Origin of the sequence: Rhabdobacter roseus (assembly GCF_014202275.1) — a bacterium.
Taxonomy (GTDB): Bacteria; Bacteroidota; Bacteroidia; order Cytophagales; family Spirosomataceae; genus Rhabdobacter; species Rhabdobacter roseus.
Genome location: NZ_JACHGF010000005.1, coordinates 289871 through 313420 on the forward strand (window position 1 = coordinate 289871; position 23550 = coordinate 313420).

The 23550-nt window shown below is 56.4% G+C and carries 17 protein-coding genes; 9 read left to right on the forward strand and 8 right to left on the reverse strand.

Annotated features, from left to right (window positions below; genetic code table 11):
- Positions 1-82: 82 nt before the first annotated feature.
- From HNQ92_RS17555 to HNQ92_RS17570, 4 genes are all read right to left on the reverse strand, one after another.
- Complete coding sequence (locus HNQ92_RS17555; RefSeq protein ID WP_184175555.1) at positions 83-3451, reverse strand: VCBS repeat-containing protein; 3369 nt, start codon at positions 3449-3451, stop codon at positions 83-85.
- A gap of 8 nt (positions 3452-3459) precedes the next feature.
- A complete protein-coding gene (locus tag HNQ92_RS17560; protein WP_184175557.1) occupies positions 3460-6867 on the reverse strand; it encodes a CRTAC1 family protein in 3408 nt (1135 codons plus the stop codon).
- 123 nt (positions 6868-6990) lie between these two features.
- A complete protein-coding gene (locus HNQ92_RS17565) occupies positions 6991-8460 on the reverse strand; it encodes a RagB/SusD family nutrient uptake outer membrane protein (RefSeq protein ID WP_184175559.1) in 1470 nt (489 codons plus the stop codon).
- Between the two features lie 50 nt (positions 8461-8510).
- Complete coding sequence (locus HNQ92_RS17570) at positions 8511-11627, reverse strand: SusC/RagA family TonB-linked outer membrane protein (protein ID WP_184175561.1); 3117 nt, start codon at positions 11625-11627, stop codon at positions 8511-8513.
- 579 nt (positions 11628-12206) lie between these two features.
- On the opposite strand from HNQ92_RS17570, the gene HNQ92_RS17575 reads away from it, so the two are divergent.
- Both HNQ92_RS17575 and HNQ92_RS17580 read left to right on the forward strand, forming a co-directional pair.
- Positions 12207-15149, forward strand: coding sequence for an FAD-binding and (Fe-S)-binding domain-containing protein (locus HNQ92_RS17575; RefSeq protein WP_184175563.1), 2943 nt, complete (start codon positions 12207-12209; stop codon positions 15147-15149).
- Between the two features lie 125 nt (positions 15150-15274).
- The gene (locus tag HNQ92_RS17580) at positions 15275-15700 is read left to right on the forward strand and encodes a DUF3592 domain-containing protein (RefSeq protein ID WP_184175565.1); all 426 of its coding nucleotides are present in this window, start codon (positions 15275-15277) and stop codon (positions 15698-15700) included.
- 22 nt (positions 15701-15722) lie between these two features.
- Here the strand turns inward: HNQ92_RS17580 and HNQ92_RS17585 are convergent, their stop codons facing one another.
- Genes HNQ92_RS17585 through HNQ92_RS17595 form a run of 3 tightly spaced genes read right to left on the reverse strand, consistent with a single transcriptional unit; the run spans position 15723 to position 17932 of the window.
- Positions 15723-16958 carry an MFS transporter gene (locus HNQ92_RS17585; protein ID WP_184175567.1) on the reverse strand — a complete coding sequence of 412 codons (1236 nt, stop codon included), beginning with the start codon at positions 16956-16958 and terminating at the stop codon, positions 15723-15725.
- 40 nt (positions 16959-16998) lie between these two features.
- Positions 16999-17412 (reverse strand): alternative ribosome rescue aminoacyl-tRNA hydrolase ArfB, encoded by a 414-nt coding sequence (gene arfB / locus HNQ92_RS17590; RefSeq protein ID WP_184175569.1) that lies wholly within the window; start codon positions 17410-17412, stop codon positions 16999-17001.
- Between the two features lie 19 nt (positions 17413-17431).
- Complete coding sequence (locus HNQ92_RS17595; RefSeq protein WP_184175571.1) at positions 17432-17932, reverse strand: GNAT family N-acetyltransferase; 501 nt, start codon at positions 17930-17932, stop codon at positions 17432-17434.
- A gap of 75 nt (positions 17933-18007) precedes the next feature.
- Between HNQ92_RS17595 and HNQ92_RS17600 the strand changes: the two genes are divergently transcribed.
- From HNQ92_RS17600 to HNQ92_RS17620, 5 genes are all read left to right on the forward strand, one after another.
- The gene (locus HNQ92_RS17600; protein WP_184175573.1) at positions 18008-18538 is read left to right on the forward strand and encodes a DUF1572 domain-containing protein; all 531 of its coding nucleotides are present in this window, start codon (positions 18008-18010) and stop codon (positions 18536-18538) included.
- Positions 18539-18624: 86 nt separating this feature from the next.
- The gene (locus tag HNQ92_RS17605; protein ID WP_184175575.1) at positions 18625-19371 is read left to right on the forward strand and encodes a hypothetical protein; all 747 of its coding nucleotides are present in this window, start codon (positions 18625-18627) and stop codon (positions 19369-19371) included.
- A gap of 17 nt (positions 19372-19388) precedes the next feature.
- Entirely contained in the window at positions 19389-19667 is a 279-nt protein-coding gene (locus HNQ92_RS17610; protein ID WP_184175577.1) for an antitoxin, read from the forward strand.
- Positions 19668-19761: 94 nt separating this feature from the next.
- Positions 19762-20169, forward strand: a complete 408-nt coding sequence (locus HNQ92_RS17615) for a VOC family protein (protein ID WP_184175579.1) — start codon at positions 19762-19764, stop codon at positions 20167-20169.
- A gap of 254 nt (positions 20170-20423) precedes the next feature.
- Positions 20424-20705, forward strand: coding sequence for a hypothetical protein (locus HNQ92_RS17620; RefSeq protein ID WP_184175581.1), 282 nt, complete (start codon positions 20424-20426; stop codon positions 20703-20705).
- Positions 20706-20822: 117 nt separating this feature from the next.
- Here HNQ92_RS17620 and HNQ92_RS17625 read toward each other — a convergent pair whose 3' ends face one another.
- A complete protein-coding gene (locus tag HNQ92_RS17625) occupies positions 20823-21956 on the reverse strand; it encodes an FAD-dependent monooxygenase (RefSeq protein WP_184175583.1) in 1134 nt (377 codons plus the stop codon).
- An 89-nt stretch (positions 21957-22045) separates the two neighbouring features.
- On the opposite strand from HNQ92_RS17625, the gene HNQ92_RS17630 reads away from it, so the two are divergent.
- Both HNQ92_RS17630 and HNQ92_RS17635 read left to right on the forward strand, forming a co-directional pair.
- Positions 22046-22654, forward strand: coding sequence for a TetR/AcrR family transcriptional regulator (locus tag HNQ92_RS17630; protein WP_184175585.1), 609 nt, complete (start codon positions 22046-22048; stop codon positions 22652-22654).
- Between the two features lie 197 nt (positions 22655-22851).
- On the forward strand, positions 22852-23496 hold the full coding sequence (locus HNQ92_RS17635; RefSeq protein ID WP_184175587.1) for a hypothetical protein: 645 nt from the start codon (positions 22852-22854) through the stop codon (positions 23494-23496).
- The last annotated feature ends 54 nt before the right edge of the window (positions 23497-23550 follow it).

Genomic DNA, 23550 nt, shown 5'->3' on the forward strand with positions numbered 1-23550 from the left:
CTAGCAAAGGTACTTTTTTAAGAAAAAGTTTACAACTACCCCCAGCAGAATCTTTCCCGCAAAGTACCTCAGGCGCACTACGTTACCGGCCGGTGACACGCGCGGGAGTGGAAGTACCCCTGGGCTTCAGTACCAGCAGCGGGGCTTTGTTGCGGGCTACCAGCCAGTAGGGCTCGCCTTTTACCTGGATGAGCCGCAGGTCGCGGATCTCGCCTTCCAGCAGAAACCCCGTATCCACCGGCGAGAGCGCCCGGAAACGCCCCGCCTTGCCGCCATTGAGTAACACAAGCCCGTAGCTGGCGTCGTAGCGGCCCTGGTACATGCTCACGCCGTGGTAGTTGCCACCACCGAGGAGGTCGGGCAGGCCGTCGCCGTTGAGATCGGTCACGGCCCAGCTAAACACTTTGGAGGTTTGGGCTTCTACCGGCAGCGCGTGTACCTCAAAAGAACCTCCCTTGTTTTCCAGGTACACCGAGGCAAAGGTTTCGGCTTGCAGCAGGGTGGCGTCGCGAAGCTCTTCCTTTTTGAAGAGTTCTTCCATCGTTTTGCCCGCGTAGGTTTTGTAGTCGGTAAAGCGCTTGTTGATGATGGAAGGTACCTGCTTGCCCAGCTCATCCTTGAAAGCCACCGGGTACCAGGCTTCGCCCACGCTGTAGGCCAGCAGGTGATCCAGGCTGCCGTTTTGGTCCAGGTCCTTCACCCACATCCGCAGCTGCGAGTCGGGCTTACGCCGGAACTTCGTGTTTTCGCCCAGGTTGCCCACCACCAGGTCCAGGTCGCCGTCCTGGTCAAAGTCGGCGGCGGCCACGCACTGCCACAAGCCGGTGGGCGTGGTGAAGGTACTTGAGGCTTCGAGTTTTCCTTTTTTGTTCAAAAATACCCGCACGGGCATCCAGTCGCCCACCACCACCAGGTCGGGGGCTTTGTCGCCGTCCATATCCGCCCAGAGGGCGTCAGTGACGAGCCCCACGCGCTCCAGGCCCGGCGCGCGCTGGGTAGTTTGGTCAGTAAAATGGCCCTTGCCGTCGTTGATGAGCAGGTACGAGCGCGGCGCGGCACCGTACTGGTACCCCACCACCCTACCACCCACGAAAAGATCCAGGTCGCCGTCCTGGTCAATATCCACCGGCCGCACGCACGATTTGTTCTCGTACATGGCGGGCAACGCACTCGCCTCGCGCCGGAAGTGGCCCTGGCCGTCGTTGAGGTACAGGCGGTCAAGGAGCGCGGGCATTTGGTCGTAAAATTCATTGCCGCCCGACACCACGTACAGGTCGGGATGGCCGTCGCCATTGGCGTCAAAAAAGACGGCGTCCACGTCTTCGTGGGTAGAGTCGCGCCCGAAATCCGGCTGAAGGCTGGGTACGAAGCGGCCCGAAGGTTGCTGCAAAAAGAGCGACCCCGCTTGCCACTTGGCTCCGCCCACGTAAAAATCGTCCAGGCCGTCGCCATTGACATCCGCCACGGCGAGTTTGGGCCCTTCGGTCGAGAGCAAGAAGGGCATGAGCGACTCGCGGTAGTTGTCGTAGTAGGTATTTTCCTGGTGGCGGTAAGGTACCTTCCATTGCTCGGTAGCGTCTTCAAACAACCGCGCGTCCGGCGCGCGCACCAGCCAGGCGGGCTCTACCTTCGCCGCGGGCTGGTAGGCAATGGTCAGCTTCTGGTCGGCCCGTACGTTGGTGAGCCACTGCGCCTGCTGGTTCGGCCAGACCACCAGCAAACTATCCACGGAGGTAGCCTCGCCCAGACCAAAGTGCAGCACCGGCTCACTCGACGACCCAAAGCCGCGTGTGAGCATGAGCTGCTGCACCTGCAAAGTACCCTGGTGCAGCAGCACCACCTTCGCCCCCAGCGCGAAGGTATTTTGGGGGTACTTGGTAAGCGCTACGCGCAGGTAGTGGTTCGAGCCCGAGCTTCGGGCCTGGTTTTGGTACAGGCTGGCAGGTTCGTTGAGGTTGTTGGTGATCAGGTCCAGGTCGCCGTCGCCGTCCAGGTCGGCGTAGGCCGCTCCGTGCGAGAGCGTCGGGCGCGCAAAGCCCCAGCTCAGCGATTTATCCTCAAACCGCAGCTGGGTACTCCCCCGGTACATGAAGTTATGCACCCGGCCTTCCGGCATCAGGCCCAGCGCTTTTTCGTCCAGCGTGGAGGAGGTTTCCATGGCGTAGCGCAGGGAGTCGTCGGCGGCAAACTTGACGTAGTCGAGGTTGTTGGGCCGGTGGGCAATGCCGTTGCTCACGAAGAGATCCTTCACGCCGTCGTTGTCGTAGTCGGCCAGCAGCGGCGACCAGCTCCAGTCGGTAGCGGCTACGCCCGCCAGGGCAGCTACGTCCATGAATTTCTGGCCGGACATATTGATTTGCAAACAGTTGCGACTAAACTGCGGCATGTACCCAAACGAAAGCTTGTACTGGTAAATGTCGATGGGGTCTTCACCGAGCGAGGTTTTCTCCACCTGCTCGTCTTCGGGGTACATGTCCAGCGTCACGATGTCCGGGTAGCCGTCGTTGTTGACGTCGGCCACGTCGTTGCCCATCGAGAAGCGGCTCATGTACCGAAACAGGGATTTCCCTTTTTCCGAAAAAGTACCGTCGCCGTTGTTGAGGTAGCAGTAGTCGTCTTCGTGGAAGTCGTTGGAGACATAGAGGTCGTCCCAGCCGTCGTTGTTGAGGTCGGCCACGGCCACGCCCAGGCCGTAACCCATCGCGGGCCCGTAGATACCCGCTTTTTCGCTCACGTCTTTAAACTTCACCGCCTTCGACGGATTTCCCTGGTCGCTGAGCTGGCTCTGGTACAGGTAGTCGCCCGACTCGTTGTGGCGCAGGTGGCGGGTACTTACGCGGTCGTAGCTGCGGGAAGTATGAATGGCATGGTTGAGCAGGTAGCAGTCCAGGTCGCCATCTTTGTCATAATCGAAAAAAACCGCCTGCGTAGAAAAACCCGTGAAGTCCAGGCCGTAGTCAGCGGCTTTTTCGGTAAAGGTCAGGTCGCCGTTGTTGATATAAAGCTCGTTGGCACCCTCCAGCCCCCGGTAATTTCCCACGGCACACACGTAGATGTCCAGCAGGCCGTCGCCGTTGACGTCGGCCATGGTCACGCCCGTTTGCCAGTCGGCGAAGCCTTCCACGCCGGCCCGGGCCGAAATGTCCTCGAATTGGAAGTTCCCTTTATTTACATACAGCTTGTTTTTGCCCTGGTTCGAGACAAAGTACACGTCCGGCAGGCCGTCGTTGTTAAGATCCCCCACCGATACGCCGCCGCCGTTGTAGAAGTAGAGGTAGTCCATGAGGTTGAGGTTGGCCGTAGGTTTTACTGTATTCACAAATCCTACGCCCGTTTGGGTCGAGTCCAGCTCGGTGAACAAAGGTACCTCCTGGTCTTGGGCCGAATCCGTACGGCAAGCCTGAATCAAAAGAACTAAAACGAATAGGGTACTTAGGTACTTATTTTTCATAAAAAAACTCACGGAAGGGGATGGCTGCTTTTCGCACCCACGGGTCGAAAAACCTGCACCCCTGTGTTGTTACGGTTCACGATGATTTGCCCCTGCGCCAGCTGCTGCATGGCCCGCACCTGCCCCTGCGCCCAGAAACCCGAGCGGGCGGGTGAAAGTACCTCAAAAGTACCCTGCCGACCGTTGCGAAGTACCAGGCCGCGCAGCGCATCGTAGCGCCCGATCTCGGGCAGCACGTCGAAGTAGTTACCCGCCAGCAGCAAATCGGTGGCTCCATCCTGATCGTAGTCGGTGGGGATAATGCCGTAAATGGGGGCAAACTGCGCCTGCAAAGGAAGGGGCACGAAGGTGAAGGTACCCTGGCCGTCATTTCGCAGCACCGCCGACTCCGCCGTGTATACTTTCTTCACCACCGCCCCCTGTAGTTGCATGGGCGTAAAGACATCCTGGACGGTTTTACCGGCGTAGTCCTCAAACTTGACAAACTTCTTTTTCAGGGAAGGCATGGCCCGCTGTAGGTCCGTTTTCAGTACCATCGGGTATAAAGTACCCGTCTCGTCGGGGCAGTTGATAATTTGTTTCACCAGGCCGCTCTGGTCAAAATCCTTGACGTACATCTCGGCGGGTTGGCGCTGGCTGGCCTTCAGGCGGGCGTTCAGGCCCAGGTTTCCGGCCACGATGTCCAGATCGCCGTCGTTGTCCAGGTCGGCCACGGCCACGGTGTTCCACCAGCCTTCAGTGCGGTAGGGCTGCCCAGCCGCATCCCGGATCTGGAAGGCCGGGTCGGCGGTGAGCTGGCCTTTGCGGTTTTTGAAAATCCGGACGGGCATCCAGTCACCCACCACGATCAGCTCGGGGTACTTGTCGCCGTCCAGGTCGGCCCAGGTGGCGTCAGTCACCATGCCCAGGAGGTCGCCGTCGGTCAGGTACCTTTTGGTGTAATTTTTAAAAGTACCCGTACCGTCGTTGATATACAGGTAGCTGGGCGGGTTGTAGCCATACTGCCCAGCCTTCAGGCGCGAGCCAATGAACACGTCCTGGTCGCCGTCGCCGTCGAAATCGGCCACGGCCACGCAGGAGGCGTTGGTTTTCAGGTTGGGCAGGGAGGTACTTGCGGTAAAATTCCCGCGGCCGTCGTTGAGGTACAGGCGGTCGAGGAGCTCCTCGCTCTGGTCCGTAAATTCGTTACTGCCCGACACCACCAGCAGGTCCAGGTCGCCATCGCCGTCGGCATCGAAGAAAACGGCGTCGGTGGCTTCAAAGTTTGTATCTGCCAAAAACAAAGCGGGCGTTTTGTCCACAAAGGTACCTTGCTTGGTTTGGAGGTACAGCCGCCCGCCCTGCTGGGCCGCGCCGCCCAGGTACACGTCGTCGAGGCCGTCGCCGTTCACGTCGCCCACGGCCAGGGCGGGGCCCAGCCGGGAGTACAGGTGCTTGATGAGCGGGTCGCGGTTGTAGTCCACAAAATCCAGCTCTTTATGCACAAAATCAATCCCACTCGTGGCGGTTATTTCCTTAAAAAGTACCTCGCGCTCGCCGGGTTCGGGCTTCCAGGGCAGGGTAGCCTCGCTCTGCCGGAGCCGGTACAGAGAATCGGGCGCTAGGCCCCGAAGTACCTGCCGGGTGTCGTTGGGCCAAATGACGGTGACGGAGTCGAGGGCCGGTTGAGTACCCAAACCAAAGACCAGTCGGTGGTCCACCGACGACTGAAAGCCCCGGTTGGGCATCTGCTGCAGGAGCTGGGTCTGGTGACGCTGGTGTACGTACACCTTGGCCCCAATGGCGTGGCGGTTGTGCTGGCCGCCTTCCAGCTCAAACTTAACGTAGTGGAAATCGGTCCGCTGGTTGGCCCGGTTGCGGTAGATGGCCACCTCCCCGTTGACGTTATTGACCACCAGATCCAGGTCGCCGTCGTTGTCCAGGTCACCGTAGGCCGCCCCGTTGGAAAAGGACGGCTTCCCCAGGCCCCAGTCCGCCGCCCGGTTCACAAAGCCCAGGTTTCCCTGGTTCTGGAACGCGTAGTTGGGAATGGGCTCGGAGGGGATCTTGTCCAGAAAAACCTGGTAGTCGAATTTCTTGGTCCGGCTGATCTCAGCGATGTTGGCCGGGTCGGCCAGGAACTGCACGAAGTCCTGGTTGGTAAGGTCTTTGTAAATGCCGTTGGCAACGAAAATATCCTTTTGCCCGTCGGCATCCATGTCAAAAATAAGGGCGCCCCAGCTCCAGTCGGTGGCGTGGGTACCCGTCAGGCGCGCCACTTCACTAAACCACACGGTACCGTCGGCGCCGGTTTGGTTCAGTTGCAGGGAGTTCTGCATGTTTTGGTAGTGGAAGTCACGGGCTACCTTCAGCTTCTCGACGTCGTGCCCCTCGAAGGTGGAGGTAAGCTTCAGGCGGCGGTCGTTGCCGGGCAGCATGTCCGTAACGTAAATATCGAGCTTCCCGTCGTTGTTGAGGTCGGCGATGTCGGCCCCCATCGACGACAGGCTGTTGTGCTGCATGGCCGAGCGGACGGACTCTTTAAAGGTCCCATCGCGCTGGTTGAGGTAGAGGTAGTCGTGCTCGTAGAAATCGTTGGAGATGTAAATATCCGGCCAGTTGTCGTCGTTCACATCGCCGATGGTAATGCCCAGCCCGAAGCCAATGAGGCTGCCGTAGATCCCCGCCGCTTCGCTCACGTCCGTAAAGCCTCCCCGCCGCGCCGCGCCCGCCCCGGCAGGTACCCCGTCGTTGCGGAAAAGCTTATCGCCGCCTTGCTGGTCGCGCTGGTGGCGCAGGTTGGCGTAGCCCAGCCGCCCCACGGGCGTAAAGCTGTTGTTGAGCAGGTACATGTCCAGGTCGCCGTCCTTGTCGTAGTCGAAGAAGGCCGCGTGGGTAGAGTACCCGCGGTCATCGAGGCCGTAGGCGGCGGCGGCCTCCACGAAAGTACCATCGCCCTGGTTGATAAAAAGTTCGTTGGCTCTTACCTGCTCATCACCCGCCCCGGCGTTGCACACGTATAGGTCCAGCAGGCCGTCGCCGTTGAGGTCGGCAAAGGTAGCGCCCGTGCTCCAGGAGCCTTTACCGGCCACCCCGGCCCGGTCGGTGACGTCTTCAAAGCGAAAATCGCCCTGATTCAGGTACAGCTTGTTGGGCCCCATGTTGGCGATCAGGTACAGGTCGGGCAGGCCGTCGTTGTTAACATCACCCATGGCTACGCCCCCGCCGTTGTAGAAATTGCGGTAGCTGAAGATATTAAACTGCTCGTCGTTGGTAATCTCGTTGGCAAAGCGGATGCCACTTTCGGAAGAAGGTACCTCTTCAAACAGGGTGTCCGAGGGGGTACTTTCCGACTGGCACCCAAGCCCGCCACCCAGCAGTAAAAGGAATAAAATAGAGGAAGTAAGCCCCTTGAAAAGAGCTTGGGGTAGTGTCATAGGGTACTTGGCAAAGCCTGCCTGTCAATTGATAAAGTAAATCATAAACCGTACTTAGGAAGCAGGCTCCGTGAAGCCTGCTTCCTAAGTACGGTTTATGCCAAAGATAAGAAACCCTTTACATTAATAACCCGGATTTTGCTTAAGGTTCGGGTTAAGGTTGAGCTGGTCCTGCGGGATCGGGAATACATTGCGCGTAGCGGGCGAGGCTGCCTTAAACTGCCAGGCCTTGTTGAACTCCCCAAACCGGATCAGGTCCTGGCGGCGGTGGTACTCCCAGGCCAGCTCCCGGCCGCGCTCAGCCAGCATGGTGGCCAGCGTCAGGGAGGTCAGTGGAGCCGCCGAAGCACGCTCCCGTACCAGGTTCACATCGGTGAGCGCCGCCGCCGCGTTGCCCGCCCGGAGCCGGGCTTCGGCACGCATCAGGTACACGTCAGCCAGCCGGAAAATAACGAAGTCGTTGTCCATGTCGTTGCCGACGTTGTTGCGCTGGATCTCGTACTTCTGGCTGCGGGCTCCGGCCAAGCGGCCCGTGGGGCCAGAAGGCATTTCGAAGGCCGGGATTTCGGGCGTAAACACAAAAGGTACCCCGTCGTCGACCAGGGGCGTGCCGTCGGCCGCGTACTGCTGGCCCACAATCCACATGCCCTTCCGGTTGTCACCTTCGGAAAAAGAGTTGTAAAATTCCGACAGCGTGGCGTAGCCGTTCCAGGGGGCTTCGGGTAGGTTGTAGGTAAGCTGGTTGAGGTAGTGCAGCGTACGCATTTGCATGTTCATTCCGCCGCGTTTCGACTTGTCGAAGGGCGTGGCCAGAATGATCTCGGGCGAACCCTGGTTGTTGGTGGTGAAGTTGCTGAAAAAATTGCTGGCCAGCGTGTACCTACCCGACTCAATGATGGTGCTGCAGTGCGTGGCGGCATCGTTCCAGCGGGCCGTACCCGTGTACACCTGGGCGTTGAGGTACATTTTGGCCAGGATCATATCCACCACGTACTTGTTGAAGCGCCCGTAGTACACGCCTCCTGCTTGATCGCTCAGCTGGGGATAGACCGCCTTAAGCTCACTTTCGATCCAGTTGAACACTTCTGACCGGCTTTTCTGCGTGGAGCCACTTCCACCCACCTGGTCCGCAATGATCACATCACCGAAGTTGTCCATGGCTATGTAGTGGTAGAACGCCCGCAGCGCGCGTAGCTCGGCCTGCGTACCCGGATCGCTGATGCCACCTAGCTGCTGGTTGATGGAAGTGATGCTGTTGTAGCACCAAGTCCAGAGGCCATTGAAAATACTGTTATCAATCAGGGGGTCCCAGGTATGCTGGTGCAGGCGCTTCCAGTTGTCGCCATCTTTCCAGTCACCGCCCCGGGTAGGTATTACCTGCTCGTCGGTCACGGTATTCAGGGCGGCGTAGCGGTCGAAATAGTCGCCCAGGCTATTGTACAGAGGTCCGATCAGGGCCGCCTGCTGCGCGGGCGTGGAACCAAACTGGTCCGTCGGGATTACGTCGTAGGTCGTTTCGGTGAGGTCGACGCAGGACTGTCCTCCCAGCATAAACACGCCACCGTACAAGATATATTTTAGTTTGAATTTCATAGGTAATCAACAGTTTGTGATTCGTATTTGAATAGAATGCCAGGACCTACTTAGAACGTCAGGTTTACGCCCAGCTGGATCGACCGCGTTTTGGGATAAATTCCCCCGGCGTCCATCCCCAGGCTATTGGGCGTTTGGCTGCGGCCACCGTCCTGCAGATCCCCTTTTACTTCCAGCTCGGGGTCAATGCCTTTGTACTTGGTGATAATAAACAGGTTATTACCTCCCAGGTAGAAGCGGGCGTTGCTGATGTGCTTGTTGTTGATGGGTACATTGTAGCCAACCTGCCAGTTGTCGAGCCGCATGAACGTACCGCTCTCGAGCCAGTAGTCCGACAGCACGTTGGTACTATAATTAACCGGCAATTCATTTATATCGGCCAGCATGTTGGTTTCCAGGATGGAGCCGGGCAGCATCAGGTTAGAGCGCAGGTTGTTGAGGATTTTGTTACCAAATACCCCCCGTACCTGGAAGTTCACGTCCAGGTTGCGGTAACGGAAGGAGTTGATCCAGGAGCCCGTTAGGAAGGGTTGCGGATTACCATTAAAACCAACCCGTGCATCGCCTACATTCGTGACGGGGACATCGCCCTGCATGGCCACAAAACCCGGCACCGAATTGATGTTGCCGTCCTGATCAGTAACCTGTACAAACTCCACAAATTGGGGTACATTGTTAAATACCCCCAACGGACGGCCCGCTTCCAGAATTGAAGCGAACACGTCGGAAAGACCGCGGCCGCCGAAAGGATTGAACCGGATACGGCCCGCATCAAACTCGTCGTTCTTCAACGATACGATTTCGTTCTTGTTGTAAGCTCCCACAATGCGGCTCTCCCAGCTGAAGTTATCCGTCACCACAATGCCTCCGCCAAACGACAGCTCCACGCCGTTGTTGCGCATCCTACCCACGTTGGCGATGATGGAGTTAGTAAAGTACCTAACCCCGTCGGCGGGTACCGAGTAGGGATACAGCATGTCGCGGGTGGTTTTGTCGTAGTACTCCACGGTACCCGAGAAGCGCCCGTTGATCAGTTGGAAGTCGAGCCCGATGTTGGCTTGCGAAAGTACCTCCCACTTCAGGTTGGGGTTGGCGTTTTGGGTAATGCCGTAGCCAGGCAGGAAGTCGCCGATGCTGCCGTCGTAGTACGTACCCCGCTGGCCATACAGCTGAATGGACTGGTAGGGAGCAATTCCTTCGGAGTTACCCGTTTGGCCCCAGCCTACGCGCAGTTTCAGGTAGTTAAGTACGTCCGTTTTGGGGAAGAAAGATTCCTCCGAGATGGTCCAGCCCCCGGCGATGGACGGGAAGAGCGCCCACTTGTTGTTGGCCCCAAACTTGGAGCTCCCGTCGTAGCGCAGGGTAGCCGTCAGGTTATAGCGTTCGTTGAGGTTCAGCGTAGCGCGGCCAAAGAACGAGGCCAGCGTAATGGCGTTGCGGTAGGAAGTGGTGTAGTCCGACCGCGGCGTGAGCAGCGAGCCCGCGCCCTGGCCCAGGTTGTCGTAGCCAAAGGAGTTGGTAATAAACTGGGTATTGTAGGCACCAAAGCCATCGTTCATGACATTCTGGTAAGAGTACCCACCCAGGATCGCGATGTTGCTGTTTTGATTTCCGAAGCCTTTGAGGTAGTTGGCCGTCAATTCCAGCAGTTTATCGTTCGTTTGGAACAGGTTCCGTCCCGCCCGGCCGTTGGTTACCTGGTAGGCCTTCACGCGGCCGTCCTGGTAGCGGTTGTTGACGGTATTCTCGTTCCGGAAGGCTCCGTTGGCTCCCAGGGTCAGGCCGTCGATCACTTCGTATTTAAGATTCACCCCTCCGATGAAAACCCGGTTGACGCCGTTGTTCGTCTGGTTTTCGAGCATCGCTACGGGGTTGAACAAATCGAAACTACCCGGAATCTCGTAGTAGTCGCCGGTGCTGGGGTTGCGTACGGGCAGCGTGGGCAGAAACGTAATGGCCCGGGCAATGATGCCGCCGTCGGTGTACTTTCGCTCCGAATTGGTAAAGGAAAGGTTATACTGCACGCTCAGCCGGTTGTCCAGTGCTTTTTGGTCCAGGTTGATCCGGCCCGTCAACCGGTCAAAGCCGGTGTTTTTTACAATCCCCTGCCGGTTGATGTAGTCTACCGAGCCGAAGTAGGAGAAGGTAGGCGAGCCGCCCGAAATCCCGAAGTTATGGTTGTTGGTAACGCCCGTGCGGGTAATCTCATCGACCCAGTCGGTATTGTAGCCGTTGCCCTGGGCGTCACGCGGGAAGCGCTGGGTGTCTGACAGCGAAGCATCGCCCTTGATGCGGCTCACCTGCGCAATGTAGCCGGGGCCGTCCAGCAGGTCCAGCCGGTTGGAGATCGTTTCCAGTCCCACGTAGTTGTTGAAGGTCACGCTTGTACGGCCTGACTTACCGCGCCGGGTAGTGACGATGATCACCCCGTTGGCTGCCCGGGAGCCGTAGATGGCCGCCGCCGAGGCGTCTTTGAGTACGTCCATCGACTCAATGTCCGAAGGAGCAATGGTGTTGATAGGTACCCCAATGACGCCGTCTACGACGTAGAGTGGGTCGCTACCGCCCGCCAGGGAAGTGTAGCCCCGTAGCCGCACGGTGGGGTTTTGGGTAGGGTCGCCGGAGGGCTGCGTAATTACCAGCCCCGCCACTTTGCCCTGAATGGCCTGCAGCGGGTTTGGGTTAATCCCGGCGTTGAAGTCCCGCGCGGTTACCTGCGTTACGGAACCCGTCAGGTCCTTGCGCCGGGCCGTACCGTAACCTACTACTACTACTTCTTCCAGGGCCTTTACGTCTTCGGCGAGCGTCACGGTAATGGTCGACTGGTTGCCGATGGGTACTTCCTTGGGCTCGAAGCCAATGAAACTAAATACAAGCGTGCCGTCGCCCGGCGCGTTAAGCTGAAAATTTCCGTCAATGTCGGTATTGGTTCCGCGGGTAGTTCCTTTGATCGTGATCGATACGCCCGGAATCCCCCCGCCCGTGGCGTCCACTACTTTACCGGCTACGGCCACCTCCTGCGCAAAGGTAGTTCCCAGGCCGAGCAAAAAAAGGAAGAGCGTAAGTAGGTAGCGCTTTGTGTTGCTTGGCGTTACGGCCCGGCTTACTGGGTCTCCCGCCTCCAAGTCCCGGCTTCCGCGATACTTGTTGTAAAAATGACTATTCATACGATTGATTGATTGTAGGTTAACTTAGAATTATGTAAAACGGAATCATTGAAATTGCCTGAAGAAGTGCGCGTTGCTCATCCATAAGGACCCAGCAGGGATAAGGAGTCTATTCTGAAAAAATAGATACGGAGCTTAGGGGTACTTGGGGGGTAAATTCGGGTATATAGCAGGTAGTAAGGTAAAGTGTACATGCATTGGTTTCGGGGTTTGAAGTGATCGTATGGCAAAAACGTCTGTCTTAATCCAATTGTTTAGACAATCTACTAACAAAATTCCTATTTTTTGCTAAAATAGAACTAGTTCTTGCAAATATAAAGCATATTAGGGTAAGAAAGTAAAGAAAAAACTGTACTTATTTATGGTTTACCCTTCATGGCCTCGATTTTAGCCAGTTAGCTGTTGTTTGACTATTTCCGGTAAAAATTACATTTAACTCCTCTGCTTAGGTACCCTGGGTCTCCTGAAATACCTCTTTGAGCGCCAAGCACGCTACGTCCATAAATTCTCCCGCATTTCTTAGGGGGCGTGCGGCCTTAGTATGTACCTTTGGGGACTGAATAGTACCTGCTACCCTTTATGACTTCTGCTTCTGCCGCTCCGGTTCTCGATTTTCAAGTACTAGCCCAGCAACTCGACGGTCCGCTTTTTCGGGACGACACCATGCGTACGCTCTACGCGACGGACGCCTCAGCCTACCGCGAAATGCCCCTGGCCGTGGTGATGCCCAGTACCCACGAAGACCTCAAACGCCTCATTGCCTTTGCCCGCACGCACCGCGTGGCGCTCATCCCGCGCACGGCAGGTACCTCCCTGGCCGGGCAGGTCGTAGGCAGCGGCATCGTGGTGGACCTGTCCAAGAGCTTTACCAAAATCCTGGAGATAAACCCGGAAGAAAAGTGGGTGCGCGTGCAGCCGGGCGTGGTGCGCGACGAGCTCAACCTGGCCCTGAAACCCTACGGCCTGTACTTTGGCCCCGAAACCTCCACCGCCAACCGCGCCATGATCGGCGGGATGGTGGGCAATAACTCCTGCGGCTCCAACTCGGTGGTGTACGGAAGTACCCGCGAGCACCTGCTGGAAGTCAAGGCGATTCTCTCCGACGGCAGCGAGGCCGTATTTGGACCCCTACAGGAGGGCGAACTGGACCAGAAAACCGCAGGACTGGAGGGTACAATTTACCAAAAGCTGCGCGAAATCCTGTCGGAGCCCACCAACCAGACCGAAATCCGGAAGAACTTTCCCAAGCGTACCATTGAGCGGCGCAATACCGGCTACGCCCTGGATATGCTGCTCGACTGCGCCCCCTTTACGCCCGGCGGGCCGCCGCTCAACTTGTGCCGGCTCATCGCGGGCTCGGAGGGTACTTTGTGCTTTTTAACCGAAATAAAACTCAACCTGGTGCCGCTCCCCCCCAAAACGCAGGGATTGGTGTGTGCGCACTTCGATACCATCGACGAAGCCCTACGCGCTACGCTCGTGGCCCTCAAGTACCATCCCCAGGCCGTGGAGCTCATCGACAGCTACGTGCTGGAATGCGCCGCCACCAATGCGGAGCAGCGTAAAAACGCCTTTTTTGTCAAAAATACGGAGGCCGGTGAGTACCCGGCCATCCTGGTGGTGGACCTTTCGCGCGAAAGTACCCCGGAGGTAGAAGCGCTGGCCGCCCGACTGGAAGCCGACCTGCGCGCGCAGGGCCTGGGTTTTCACTTTCCGCTGCTTTTTGGTGAGGATACCAAGAAGATCTGGACGCTCCGGAAAGCGGGTCTGGGCCTGCTGGCCAACCTCCCCGGCGACGAAAAAGCCGTGGCGGTGATTGAAGATACGGCCGTGGATGTACACGACCAGCCCGACTACATCCGGGAGTTCAACGAGATCCTGACGCGCCACGGCATGTCGGCGGTGCACTACGCGCACGCGGGCTCCGGCGAACTGCACCTGCGCCCCATCATTAATCTTAAGACCAAAGAAGGCCACCGGCAGTTTCGGCTCATTGCGGAGGAGATTGCCGCCCTGGTGAAAAAGTACGACGGCTCCCTCTCGGGCGAGCACGGCGATGGCCGCCTGCGCGGGGAGTTTATTCCTAAAATGGTGGGCGAACACAACTACCAGCTCCTCAAGGAAGTAAAAAGTACCTGGGACCCGCAGGCTATTTTCAATCCGGGCAAGATCGTGGACACGCCCCCGATGGATACCTTCCTGCGCTACGAGGCCGACCACCCAACGCCTACTTTTAAGACCTACTTCCGCTACCCCGACCAGGACGTACTCCAGCACGCCGAGCAGTGCAACGGCTCGGGTGACTGCCGCAAAACGCAGCTCAGCGGCGGTACCATGTGCCCCAGCTACATGGCCACCCGCAACGAAAAGGATACCACCCGCGCTCGCGCCAACATCCTGCGCGAAATGCTCACGCGCTCACCCAAAGAAAACCGCTTCGACCACGAGGAGATCAAAGAAGTGTACGATCTCTGCCTGGCCTGCAAGGGCTGCAAGGGCGAGTGCCCCTCCAACGTGGACGTGGCTAAGCTCAAAATGGAGTTCCTCCAGCAGTACCACGACATACACGGCGTACCGCTTCGCTCCTGGCTGGTGGGGAATTTCTCCCGGATGACCGGCCTGGCCAGCTACGTACCCTGGGCGTATAATTTTGTGTTCGAAAAGGTTGCCTTGCGCAAAATCGCCAATAAACTAGTGGGCTTCCACCCGGAGCGTACCATGCCGCTGCTGCACGCCCGTACCCTGCGGAGTTGGTTCAAAAAGCAACCTACCCCTGCGGGTGCCACCCACGGCAAAGTGTACCTGTTTTGTGATGAATTTACTAATTACAACGACGTCGAGATTGGAAAAAAAGCCATTCTGACGCTGCAAAAGCTGGGCTACGAAGTCATCATTCCGGAGCACGCGCCCAGCGGCCGTCCGCAGCTGTCGAAGGGTTTGCTGAAAGACGCCAAGAAAATAGCGGAGCAGAATATTCGGATGCTGCGAGATGTTATCTCGCACGACGCGCCGCTGGTAGGCATCGAACCCTCGGCCATCCTGACGTTCCGCGACGAGTACCCCGACCTGGTGGATGAAAGCCTGATAGAAGACGCCAAAAAACTGGCGCAGAACGCCCTGCAATTCGATGAGTTCGTGGCGCGTGAGATCGAATCCAAGCGCATTACGCCCGCGGCCTTTACCACCGAAAAGCGTCTCATCAAGCTCCACGGCCACTGCCAGCAGAAGGCCATTTCCAGTATGGTACCTACTAAGAAAATGCTTTCCCTGCCCCAAAACTACACGGTGCAGCTGATCCCGTCGGGCTGCTGCGGCATGGCGGGTAGTTTTGGCTACGAAGCCGAGCACTACGATATTTCGATGCAAATCGGTGAACTGGTACTTTTCCCCGCCGTGCGCCAACAGCCCGAGGAGGTCATCATTGCGGCGCCGGGTACCAGCTGCCGCCACCAGATCCACGACGGTACGGGCCGTAAAGCCCTGCACCCGGCGGAGGTACTTTGGGAGGCTTTGGTGCAATAGGGTACTTTGCCTTTCCCGGCGCAAGTACCCCAAATACAGGTATTCCCGGATACAAAATCCAGGAAAGCGCGGATTGAACCGACGGGGCCGACCGCCGAACTTTGTCCAAAAAAAACGCAATCACGATGGAACAGTTTTGGACAATGTACGGCAACGCGCTGATGGTATTTTTGGGCGGGGTACTTCTCTTCGGTTTTGGCTGGTACGAGTACGCGCGGCAGTCGAAGTGGCTCACCAACTCCAAAAAAACGGAGGCCGAGGTAGTAGGCCTGGAAAACGTGGAAATACGTACCGAAAACGGCACGCACCGTATGGACCGACCCACCTTCCGGTACCGCACCACGGGCGAGATCCTGGTGGCGAAGGTCAATCAGCTTTTTGAAAAAAATACCCTGAAAGTAGGCGACCGGCACCGGGTACGCTACAACGCCCAAACGCCGGGACGTATCCTGTCCGACAGCGCCGACGACCTACCTCTGCTTACCGCTTTTGGCAGTATGTTTTTGGGAGGGTTGTTGCTCATGATTGCCCTCGTGCTGTTTTTGGTGTAAAGGTACTTTGCAAGTACCCCCTTCATTCCTCCACGTAGTCGAGGTTTTTGCCAAAGGTTTCCTCCATCCGCCAGAGCGAAAGCGCCGCCAGCACGAAGCAGATGGCCCCGACGAAGGCACCCGCCTGAAGTACCCCCCAGCTGGGCTTCAAAAACTGGTACAGCGGGAGCGTGAGCAGCACGGTGGCGCGCACGTTGTTGGCGACGGAGGTCGTGACGGTGGCCCGCAGGTTGGTACCGAACTGCTCGGCGGTGGTGGTCAGGAACATGGCAATGTACCCAATGGAAAAGCCCAGCCACACGTAGCAGGCGTACAACTGCCCGGCCGACCGGATGCCGCCGTAAAAAAGAACCAAACAGCCCACCAAGGTCATGGCCATCATGAGGCCGATGGCCCGGCGACGCGAGCGCAGCCATTGGCTCAGAATGCCGCTGAAGAAGTCGCCGGTGACGATGCCGATGTAGGTGTAAAGCACGCAAGTACCCGCCTGGACGTCGCCCGGAATACCCAGCGCCCGCGCAAACTCGTTGCCGAAGGTAGCGTAGATACCAATGATGAGGTAGGTAGGCAGCGCAATGCCCATGCAGCGCAGGTACCTCACCAGCCGCGACCGTTTGACGAAGATCGTCCACCACTGGCCGCGCTTCACGTCTTGCTCGGTACTGCGGTGAAACAGCGCCGATTCCAGCACGTTGACGCGCATCGCCAGCAGCACCAGGCCCAGCCCCCCGCCGGTGAAGTAGGCAATGCGCCAGTCGAATAAGGTGACAGTAAAAAAGGCCACGATGGCGCCAAACAACCCCACGCTCGCCACCACCGAAGCGCCGTAGCCGCGGAGTTCTTTGGGCAAAATCTCGGAAATCAGCGTAATGCCCGCGCCCAGCTCACCGGCCAGGCCCAGGCCCGCCACGAAGCGAAGCAGCGCGTACAGGTCCGGGTCGTGCACGAAGCCGCAAAACACATTGGCGATGGAATACGTAAATATAGAACCAAAAAGTACCGAGCGCCGCCCCATCTTGTCGCCCCAGACGCCCCAGCCGAAGCCGCCCAGCAACAGACCCGCCTGCTGCCAGTTGTAAATGCGGGCCCCGATCTGCGAAACTTCTTCTTCCGACAGGCCCAGGTCGCGCAGACTAGGTACCCGCACGATGTTGAAAAGCAGCAAGTCGTAAACATCCACAAAGTACCCCAGTGCAGCCACCACCACGGGCAGGCTAAACAACGGGCGCAACGAAACGGCAGTAGAAGTAGGGATCATAGAAGAAGGGGCGAGGGTCGTTGAGGGTACTTTAAAAAATTTATTCGTCGGCCTGGGGTGGCTTTCGGCGCAGGGATTTCACCGTTGCTTTCCGCTTTTTGCCCTCCCGCCGCTCCTCCACCGAAGCCGCCGTGGGGCGCGTGGGCTTTCGCTTCTTGGGTACCACGAACGCCTGCCGGATCAGTCGATCGAACTTTTGAAGTACCTTCTCTTTATTGCCCAGCTGGGTGCGCTCGGTTTGGTGGTAAAGTACCAGCACGCCTTCATTGGTGAGTTTGTTGGCTAGTTTTTCCAATAAAACACCCTTTTGCTCCTCTGTCAGCACGGCCGACTGCGCTATGTCCAGCCGCAGCTCCACTTTGGTTTCTACTTTATTGACGTTCTGTCCGCCCTTGCCGCCGCTGCGGGCGGTTTGGAACACGAGCTCCGGGTGTAACGTTTCGGGATTGATCACGGTCGTTTGTATATAAAAGTCAGGCGTTGGTCCATTTCATAAAGTTAGGTACCTCCGCAAAGTGTAATTTTTGGTAAAGCGGCTTGCCTTCCGACGAGGCATTGAGCGTCACTGAGCCGATGTGCTCGGCTTTGCACCAGGCCAGGATCGTCTCCATCAGGCGGCGCGCCAGGCCGCAGCCCCGGTGGGCGGGCTCGGTAAAAACGTTCAGGATGTGCGCCTGCTGCTCCGAAGGGCACAGGTTTCCGTTCGCATCCGGGAAAGGCGCGATGCGCCGCAGCAGCAATCCGCCCCCGGCCACTACCTCGCCCACGTCGGTACACGCCAGCCAGCCGTGGTACTCGCCGCGGGGTACCGCCTCCTGAAAGTACCCCACACACTGCCGGTACATGGCCTCGTAGCTTTCGGGTTTCAGATCCCGCATGGCGAGCCACATGTCGCAGCGATGCCGGGCCAGCGCGGCGGCGTCCTGGACCGTGGCGCGTCGGATAGTATAAGGGTCTTGGGAAGAGGAATTCATGTACTCATAAAATGCACTACAAATGAACCGATTTTCTGTCTATTTTTGAAAATAACCGTTACCCAATTAACTCCCATGGAAGCCAACTACCTGCAAAGTACCCGCCAGCAGTTTCTGTACTACAAAAGTCTGGGCGAAAAAGCCATGGCGCAGGTACCTGACGAAGCCCTGCACTGGGCTTATAACGAGGAGACCAACAGCATCGCCGTCATCGTGCAACACCTGTGGGGCAATATGCGCTCGCGCTGGACCGACTTCCTCACCACCGACGGCGAAAAGCCCTGGCGCGACCGCGACGCCGAGTTTGAAGGTACTTTGATAACGCGCGCCGCGCTGCTGGCCCAATGGGAAGAAGGCTGGAACTACCTGCTGGGTACGTTGGATGCCCTCCAGCCCAGCGACCTGGCACGGACCGTCTACATCCGTAACGAGGCCCATACGGTGCTGGAGGCCATCAACCGGCAGCTGGCTCACTACCCCTACCACGTCGGGCAGATCGTCCACATCGCCAAGATGGTGCAGGCCGGGGCCTGGCAAACGCTGACCATCGCCCGAAACGCGTCTCGTGGCTACAACGAAGAAAAATTCGGAGATCAAAAAAACTAAAGTACCCCCCAGCGGCCCGGTACTTTCGATAACAAAAGGGCTCTCATTTTGGTACTTATCTCACCATCTCTTTTTGTCAAGTACCCATGAACGTTCCAGCCGCCGTATCCTCTAGTACCTCCGGCCCCATTACTACCTTCACGATCTTCCGTTTTCCGGGCCGTTACGCTTGGTGGGCCTTTGCCCAGATGGGCCGTCAGGTACTGAGCCGGACCGAAGGTACCCACTTCTGCCGGATGCTGGGCTGCGGCCGCCACGGCTTCGACAAAGTACCCGACTTCCGGCAGTACGCTTTTCTGGCCTCCTGGGAAAGTACCTCGGCGGCGGCGGCTTTTTTTGCTTCGGAGCGCTTTGGTACCTACGCCGCCCGCAGCCGCGAGCACTACACGGTCTGGATGCGGCCGGTGCAGGCGCACGGTACCTGGAACGGCCTCCAGCCTTTTCCATTAACCGAAAATCTCTCCCAGGAAAGTACCCCTCTGGTGGTTCTGACGCGCGCTACCATCCACCTGCCCAAGCTGCTCGACTTCTGGCGGCACGTACCGCGGGCGCAGGCGGCGCTGCGGCGCTCGTCGGGGGTACTTTTGGCGCTGGGCGTGGGCGAAAACCCCATCACCCAGCAGGCTACGATGAGTATCTGGAATGGCCCGGAGGCCATTCGGCAGTTTGCCTACCAGCGCACCGACCACAAGGACATCGTGAAGCGCACCCGCCAGCGCGGCTGGTACCGCGAGGAGCTCTTCGCCCGCTTCGTGCCCATAGCCACACAGGGTACTTTACACGGCCAGGATGTACTGGAAGGGTACCTGGCAAAAGGCTATTATAATTTGTAAAGTAATTATCAGTAGGTATGACCTTTGAAGCAATCGATATTCAGGATATTTCGGGAATTCAGTCCATTAAGATCCCGCCTAGTCTTAAAATTGACGACAATAAGGTTTATCTTAAAAAAGTTGGCAACGCACTTTATAGTATTCCCTTTCATAATCCTTGGCAGGCCTTATTTGATAGCGTCGACGACTTTACTCCAGATTTTATGGTCGAAAGAGAACAACCACAGGAACAATCACGTGAATCCTTAACATTCAAGCTAAGCAAAATAATCTACCAAAGTACCCTGTCGGAATAGACCCTTCATATTGTCGTAAATACACAGTGCCGGAGCCGGGTTTTACGCCTAGATTTGCCTACGTAAATCATCAGAAACCTAAAACCCATACGCTATGGCTACCAAAATTTTTGTGAACCTGCCCGTCAAAAACCTGCAACGGTCCATCGACTTTTTTACCCAGCTAGGCTTTACCTTCAACCCTCAGTTTACCGACGAGCACGCTACCTGCATGATCCTGGGCGAAAATATCTTCGCCATGCTCCTGACCGAGGAGCGCTTCCAGGATTTTACCAAAAAGGAAATTGCCGATGCCACCAAAACCACCGAGGTACTCATTGCCCTGGACGTCGCCAGCCGCGAGGAGGTCGATGAGCTTGTGAACAAAGCCGAAGCCGCCGGGGGGCTGCGCTACGCCGACCCGCAGGATCACGGCTGGATGTACCTCCGAAGCTTTGCCGACCTCGACGGCCACCAGTGGGAAATCGCCTTCATGGACGAAAGCGCCATCCCGACCGAGTAGCCGCGCGCCTTCGCTGGACGTAGAAATAGTACTTACAAGGTACCTTGGTGAATGCTGAGGTACTTTGTTTTTAAAGCCAGGCTAGTTCGCGTTTGGCAGGCTGGTTCGCGTTTGCAACGCGAATTCCCGTACAGCGCGTTTATAACGCGCATCCCCCTGGCTTCCAACGGCTCACTCAGGCGGTGCATTTACTAAATGTCCTCACTTCTCTATTTTTTCCCTGTCTAGTTTTACCCAAAAAACAGAAAGAAAAAATGGAAAACAAACCTAAAACGTTACTGAAAATAAGTACTTACGTCTTTTTCGGACTACTCCTAAGCTGCTCCGGAAAAAAGGACGTCAGCCCTGCCAACTGTGAGGCCAGCGGCGAACGTGCCAGCGCGGCCCTCAATGCATATATTGCTGATCCGGAGAATAAAACCAAATGCGAAGCATACAAAAGCGCCCTAAGAGATATATTCCAGAGCTGCCCTACCTACTATACCGGGGCTACCAAGCAGTCCATGGAAGAGTTACTGGCTGCTACCTGTCCTTAAGGGTTAGTTCGCGTTTGGCTTGCTGATCCGCGTTTGCAAAGTGCTGGTTCGCGTTTGCAACGCGAATCCCCGGTAGAGTGGCGTTTATAACGCCCGCAAGCCCTTAAATCAAAAAAATCAGACAGGTACTTTGGTTACGTCGTAGCCAAAGTACCTGTCGAGTACTTTAAGACTAGCCGCTTCCGGCTGAATAGTGAAAAACAAATTTCTGATCCCGGCCAGTACGGGGTGCTGCCACTGGCCTATCTGCCCCAGCAATAGGCTGTTTTTAACAATTTCCTGCGCTCTCGGATAATGCTTCTCCTCGTATACCTTGAGGGCTTTTTCCGAAATGCCGTATTCTACCAGGCAATGGGACAGCAACAAAACGCCTTCGATCGCCATGCAAGCACCTTGCCCCAGATTGGGCGTGGTGGGATGAGCCGCATCGCCAATCAGCACGACGTTTCCCTTACTCCATCCCCTCACCGGAATACGGTCGCCCAGATTGGTCTTGATGATGTGCGGGCTATGGTCAAATAACCTCGGAATGGGATCGTGCCATTGACCAAAAATCCTTTTTAGCTTCACGAGCGTTCCCTCAGGTTCATCCACTTGCCCAAATGGCTCATTGGCCGTAGCCCACCAGCCAAACTGCCCCTCTCGGATGGGTACTATTCCTACTCGGTTTCCCCGGCCCAGCGTCTCGCTCGCATAGCCCTGATCCAGGGGTACTTCCGCAATGCCCCGCCAAATGGTGTAGCCTCTGTAAATGGGTTTTCCGTCGCCTATTATTTTCTGCCGAACGCGCGAATTGATTCCGTCGGCCCCAACCAGCAAGTCACCAAGTACCTCTTTTCCGTTGGAAAACGTAGCCGTTACGGTCCCATTCTCGTTCCAGGCAAACTCGTGCAGCTCATGGCCGGGATGAAGCCAGTCGGCAGGTACTTGCTGTAACAAAACGGACAGCAAATCGGCCCGATGAATACACACGGCGGGAAGGTCATAGGCGGGCCTGCTGCGCGTAAGTACCTTACCCGCGGCCGTTTTGATGTACGCCTCCTTAATCTCTCCGCATTTTTCCAGCACAGCCTCCAGGATACCCAGCTCCCGAAAAACCCGCAGCGCGTTGGGCCACAGGCTAACGGCCGCCCCGACCTCCCTGAATTCCGGGCTACGCTCATATACCTCACAGGTAAATCCTGCTTTTTTGAGGGCTATGGCCAGGGTTAATCCGCCAATTCCACCCCCAACAATGACTATCTTTTTCATGGGTTTGCTTTATGATTTTCAAATTAGCTCCGTTGAGCTAACGCAAAGGTATGCGAAGATTTTCATATCTTAGCTCCAAAGAGCTAAAAATGAAAGAAAAAATAGTAGAGCAAGCAGCTAAGGTGTTTAATCAGAAGGGGATTGAGCGAAGTACGCTGCGCGATATAGCCCAGGAGCTTTCCATCAGCGATGGTCACTTAAGGTATTATTTTAAAACCAAGGAGAGCTTGATCCTGGCCATTTTCTCTACGATGGAGCAGGAAATCGCGGCCCTCGCACCCAGCAAAGACACTTTCCCCGCCGCCCTCATCGAAGCCATGCGCCGGAGCTTTGAAATCATGAAAAACTATACGTTCTTTTTTCTGGATACATCCTCCATTCTGGCCAAGTACCCTACCGTCCATGCGGCTTATCAGGCGTTGTTTGAAAGTCGTAAGCAGCTCTTCTTGCACCTTTTCCTGCGGCTCAAAGAAGAAGGTACTTTCTCCGAAGATTTGGATAATGACCTGTTCCCGATCTTATTCGAGCAATTCTTCATTTTATCGGACAATTGGGTGAAGTATGTCTACCTGGCAAAAGAAGAAAAAGGGAACGAAAAGGTGGATCACTACCTGGCACTCACCTTGGCACTACTCCTTCCCTATTTTAATTCCGAAACAAAAAAAGAGGTTTTACAGTGGGTTAAGGCCGCTTACTAGTTTCACTCAGAATAGTACTTGCTGGTTAACTTGCTAGTTCGCGTTTGCAACGCGAATTCCCGCAGAGTGGCGTTTATAACGCACCTACTTTTCAAGAGTTGGTATATATATTCTCTTGCTTTTTCAGCAGATCCCTTCTTGCAAATGAGCAGACGGCAATGCTTCTTTGCATGAAAATTAGATGCTGAATTGATTCCATGAAACACACCATTATTGTTCTTCTCTTGTTCGTGTGTGCGTTTAATGCCTACGGACAAAACTACCTTCTTGACAGCACCCGCAGCGGCTTGCATCTGGCCGGACAGTACGGATCATCTCAGGGTTCTACGATCGGTGGAGGAGTGTTGGGCTATACCTTTGACGGTACTTACACCCTTTCCCTGGCGGCGGGCAAAGAAAATAATCGGGACTTGAAGATGACAGCCTTCTCGCTCAAGCCTCACATGAGCTTTATGATATTGAAACAAGGGGTTCATAAAACGCCCATCAGTGCCGCGTTCGGGCTATCGTTTCAGCGTTCTTGGTTCCAAGCGGGACAAAAAGCCAAAGTAGAAAGTATTGTTTTTGACTGCGGATTCTTTCGTAAAATGAGGCTTTCCCGAACTACGTCGCTCATTCCGGGGGTGCTGGGAGGGCTAGTGGCCTGGTCCTCGTTTACCAATCAATACATGGATAAAGTGAATCAAACCTACCTTTATGGCTTTCAGCTTTCGCTCCTGGCCGGCCCTTTTCACCTTACACCCATGCTACAATACACCACGAAGGAGAACCTACGCACGTTCAACGTAGTAGCGGGCTTTATTTTTCCCAGAAAACAAGAAACGGTTGGCTCGCGTTTATAAACCCGAACCAACTTCATGATTTCTATAAGGCGAACTGAGAATCATTAATGCCCT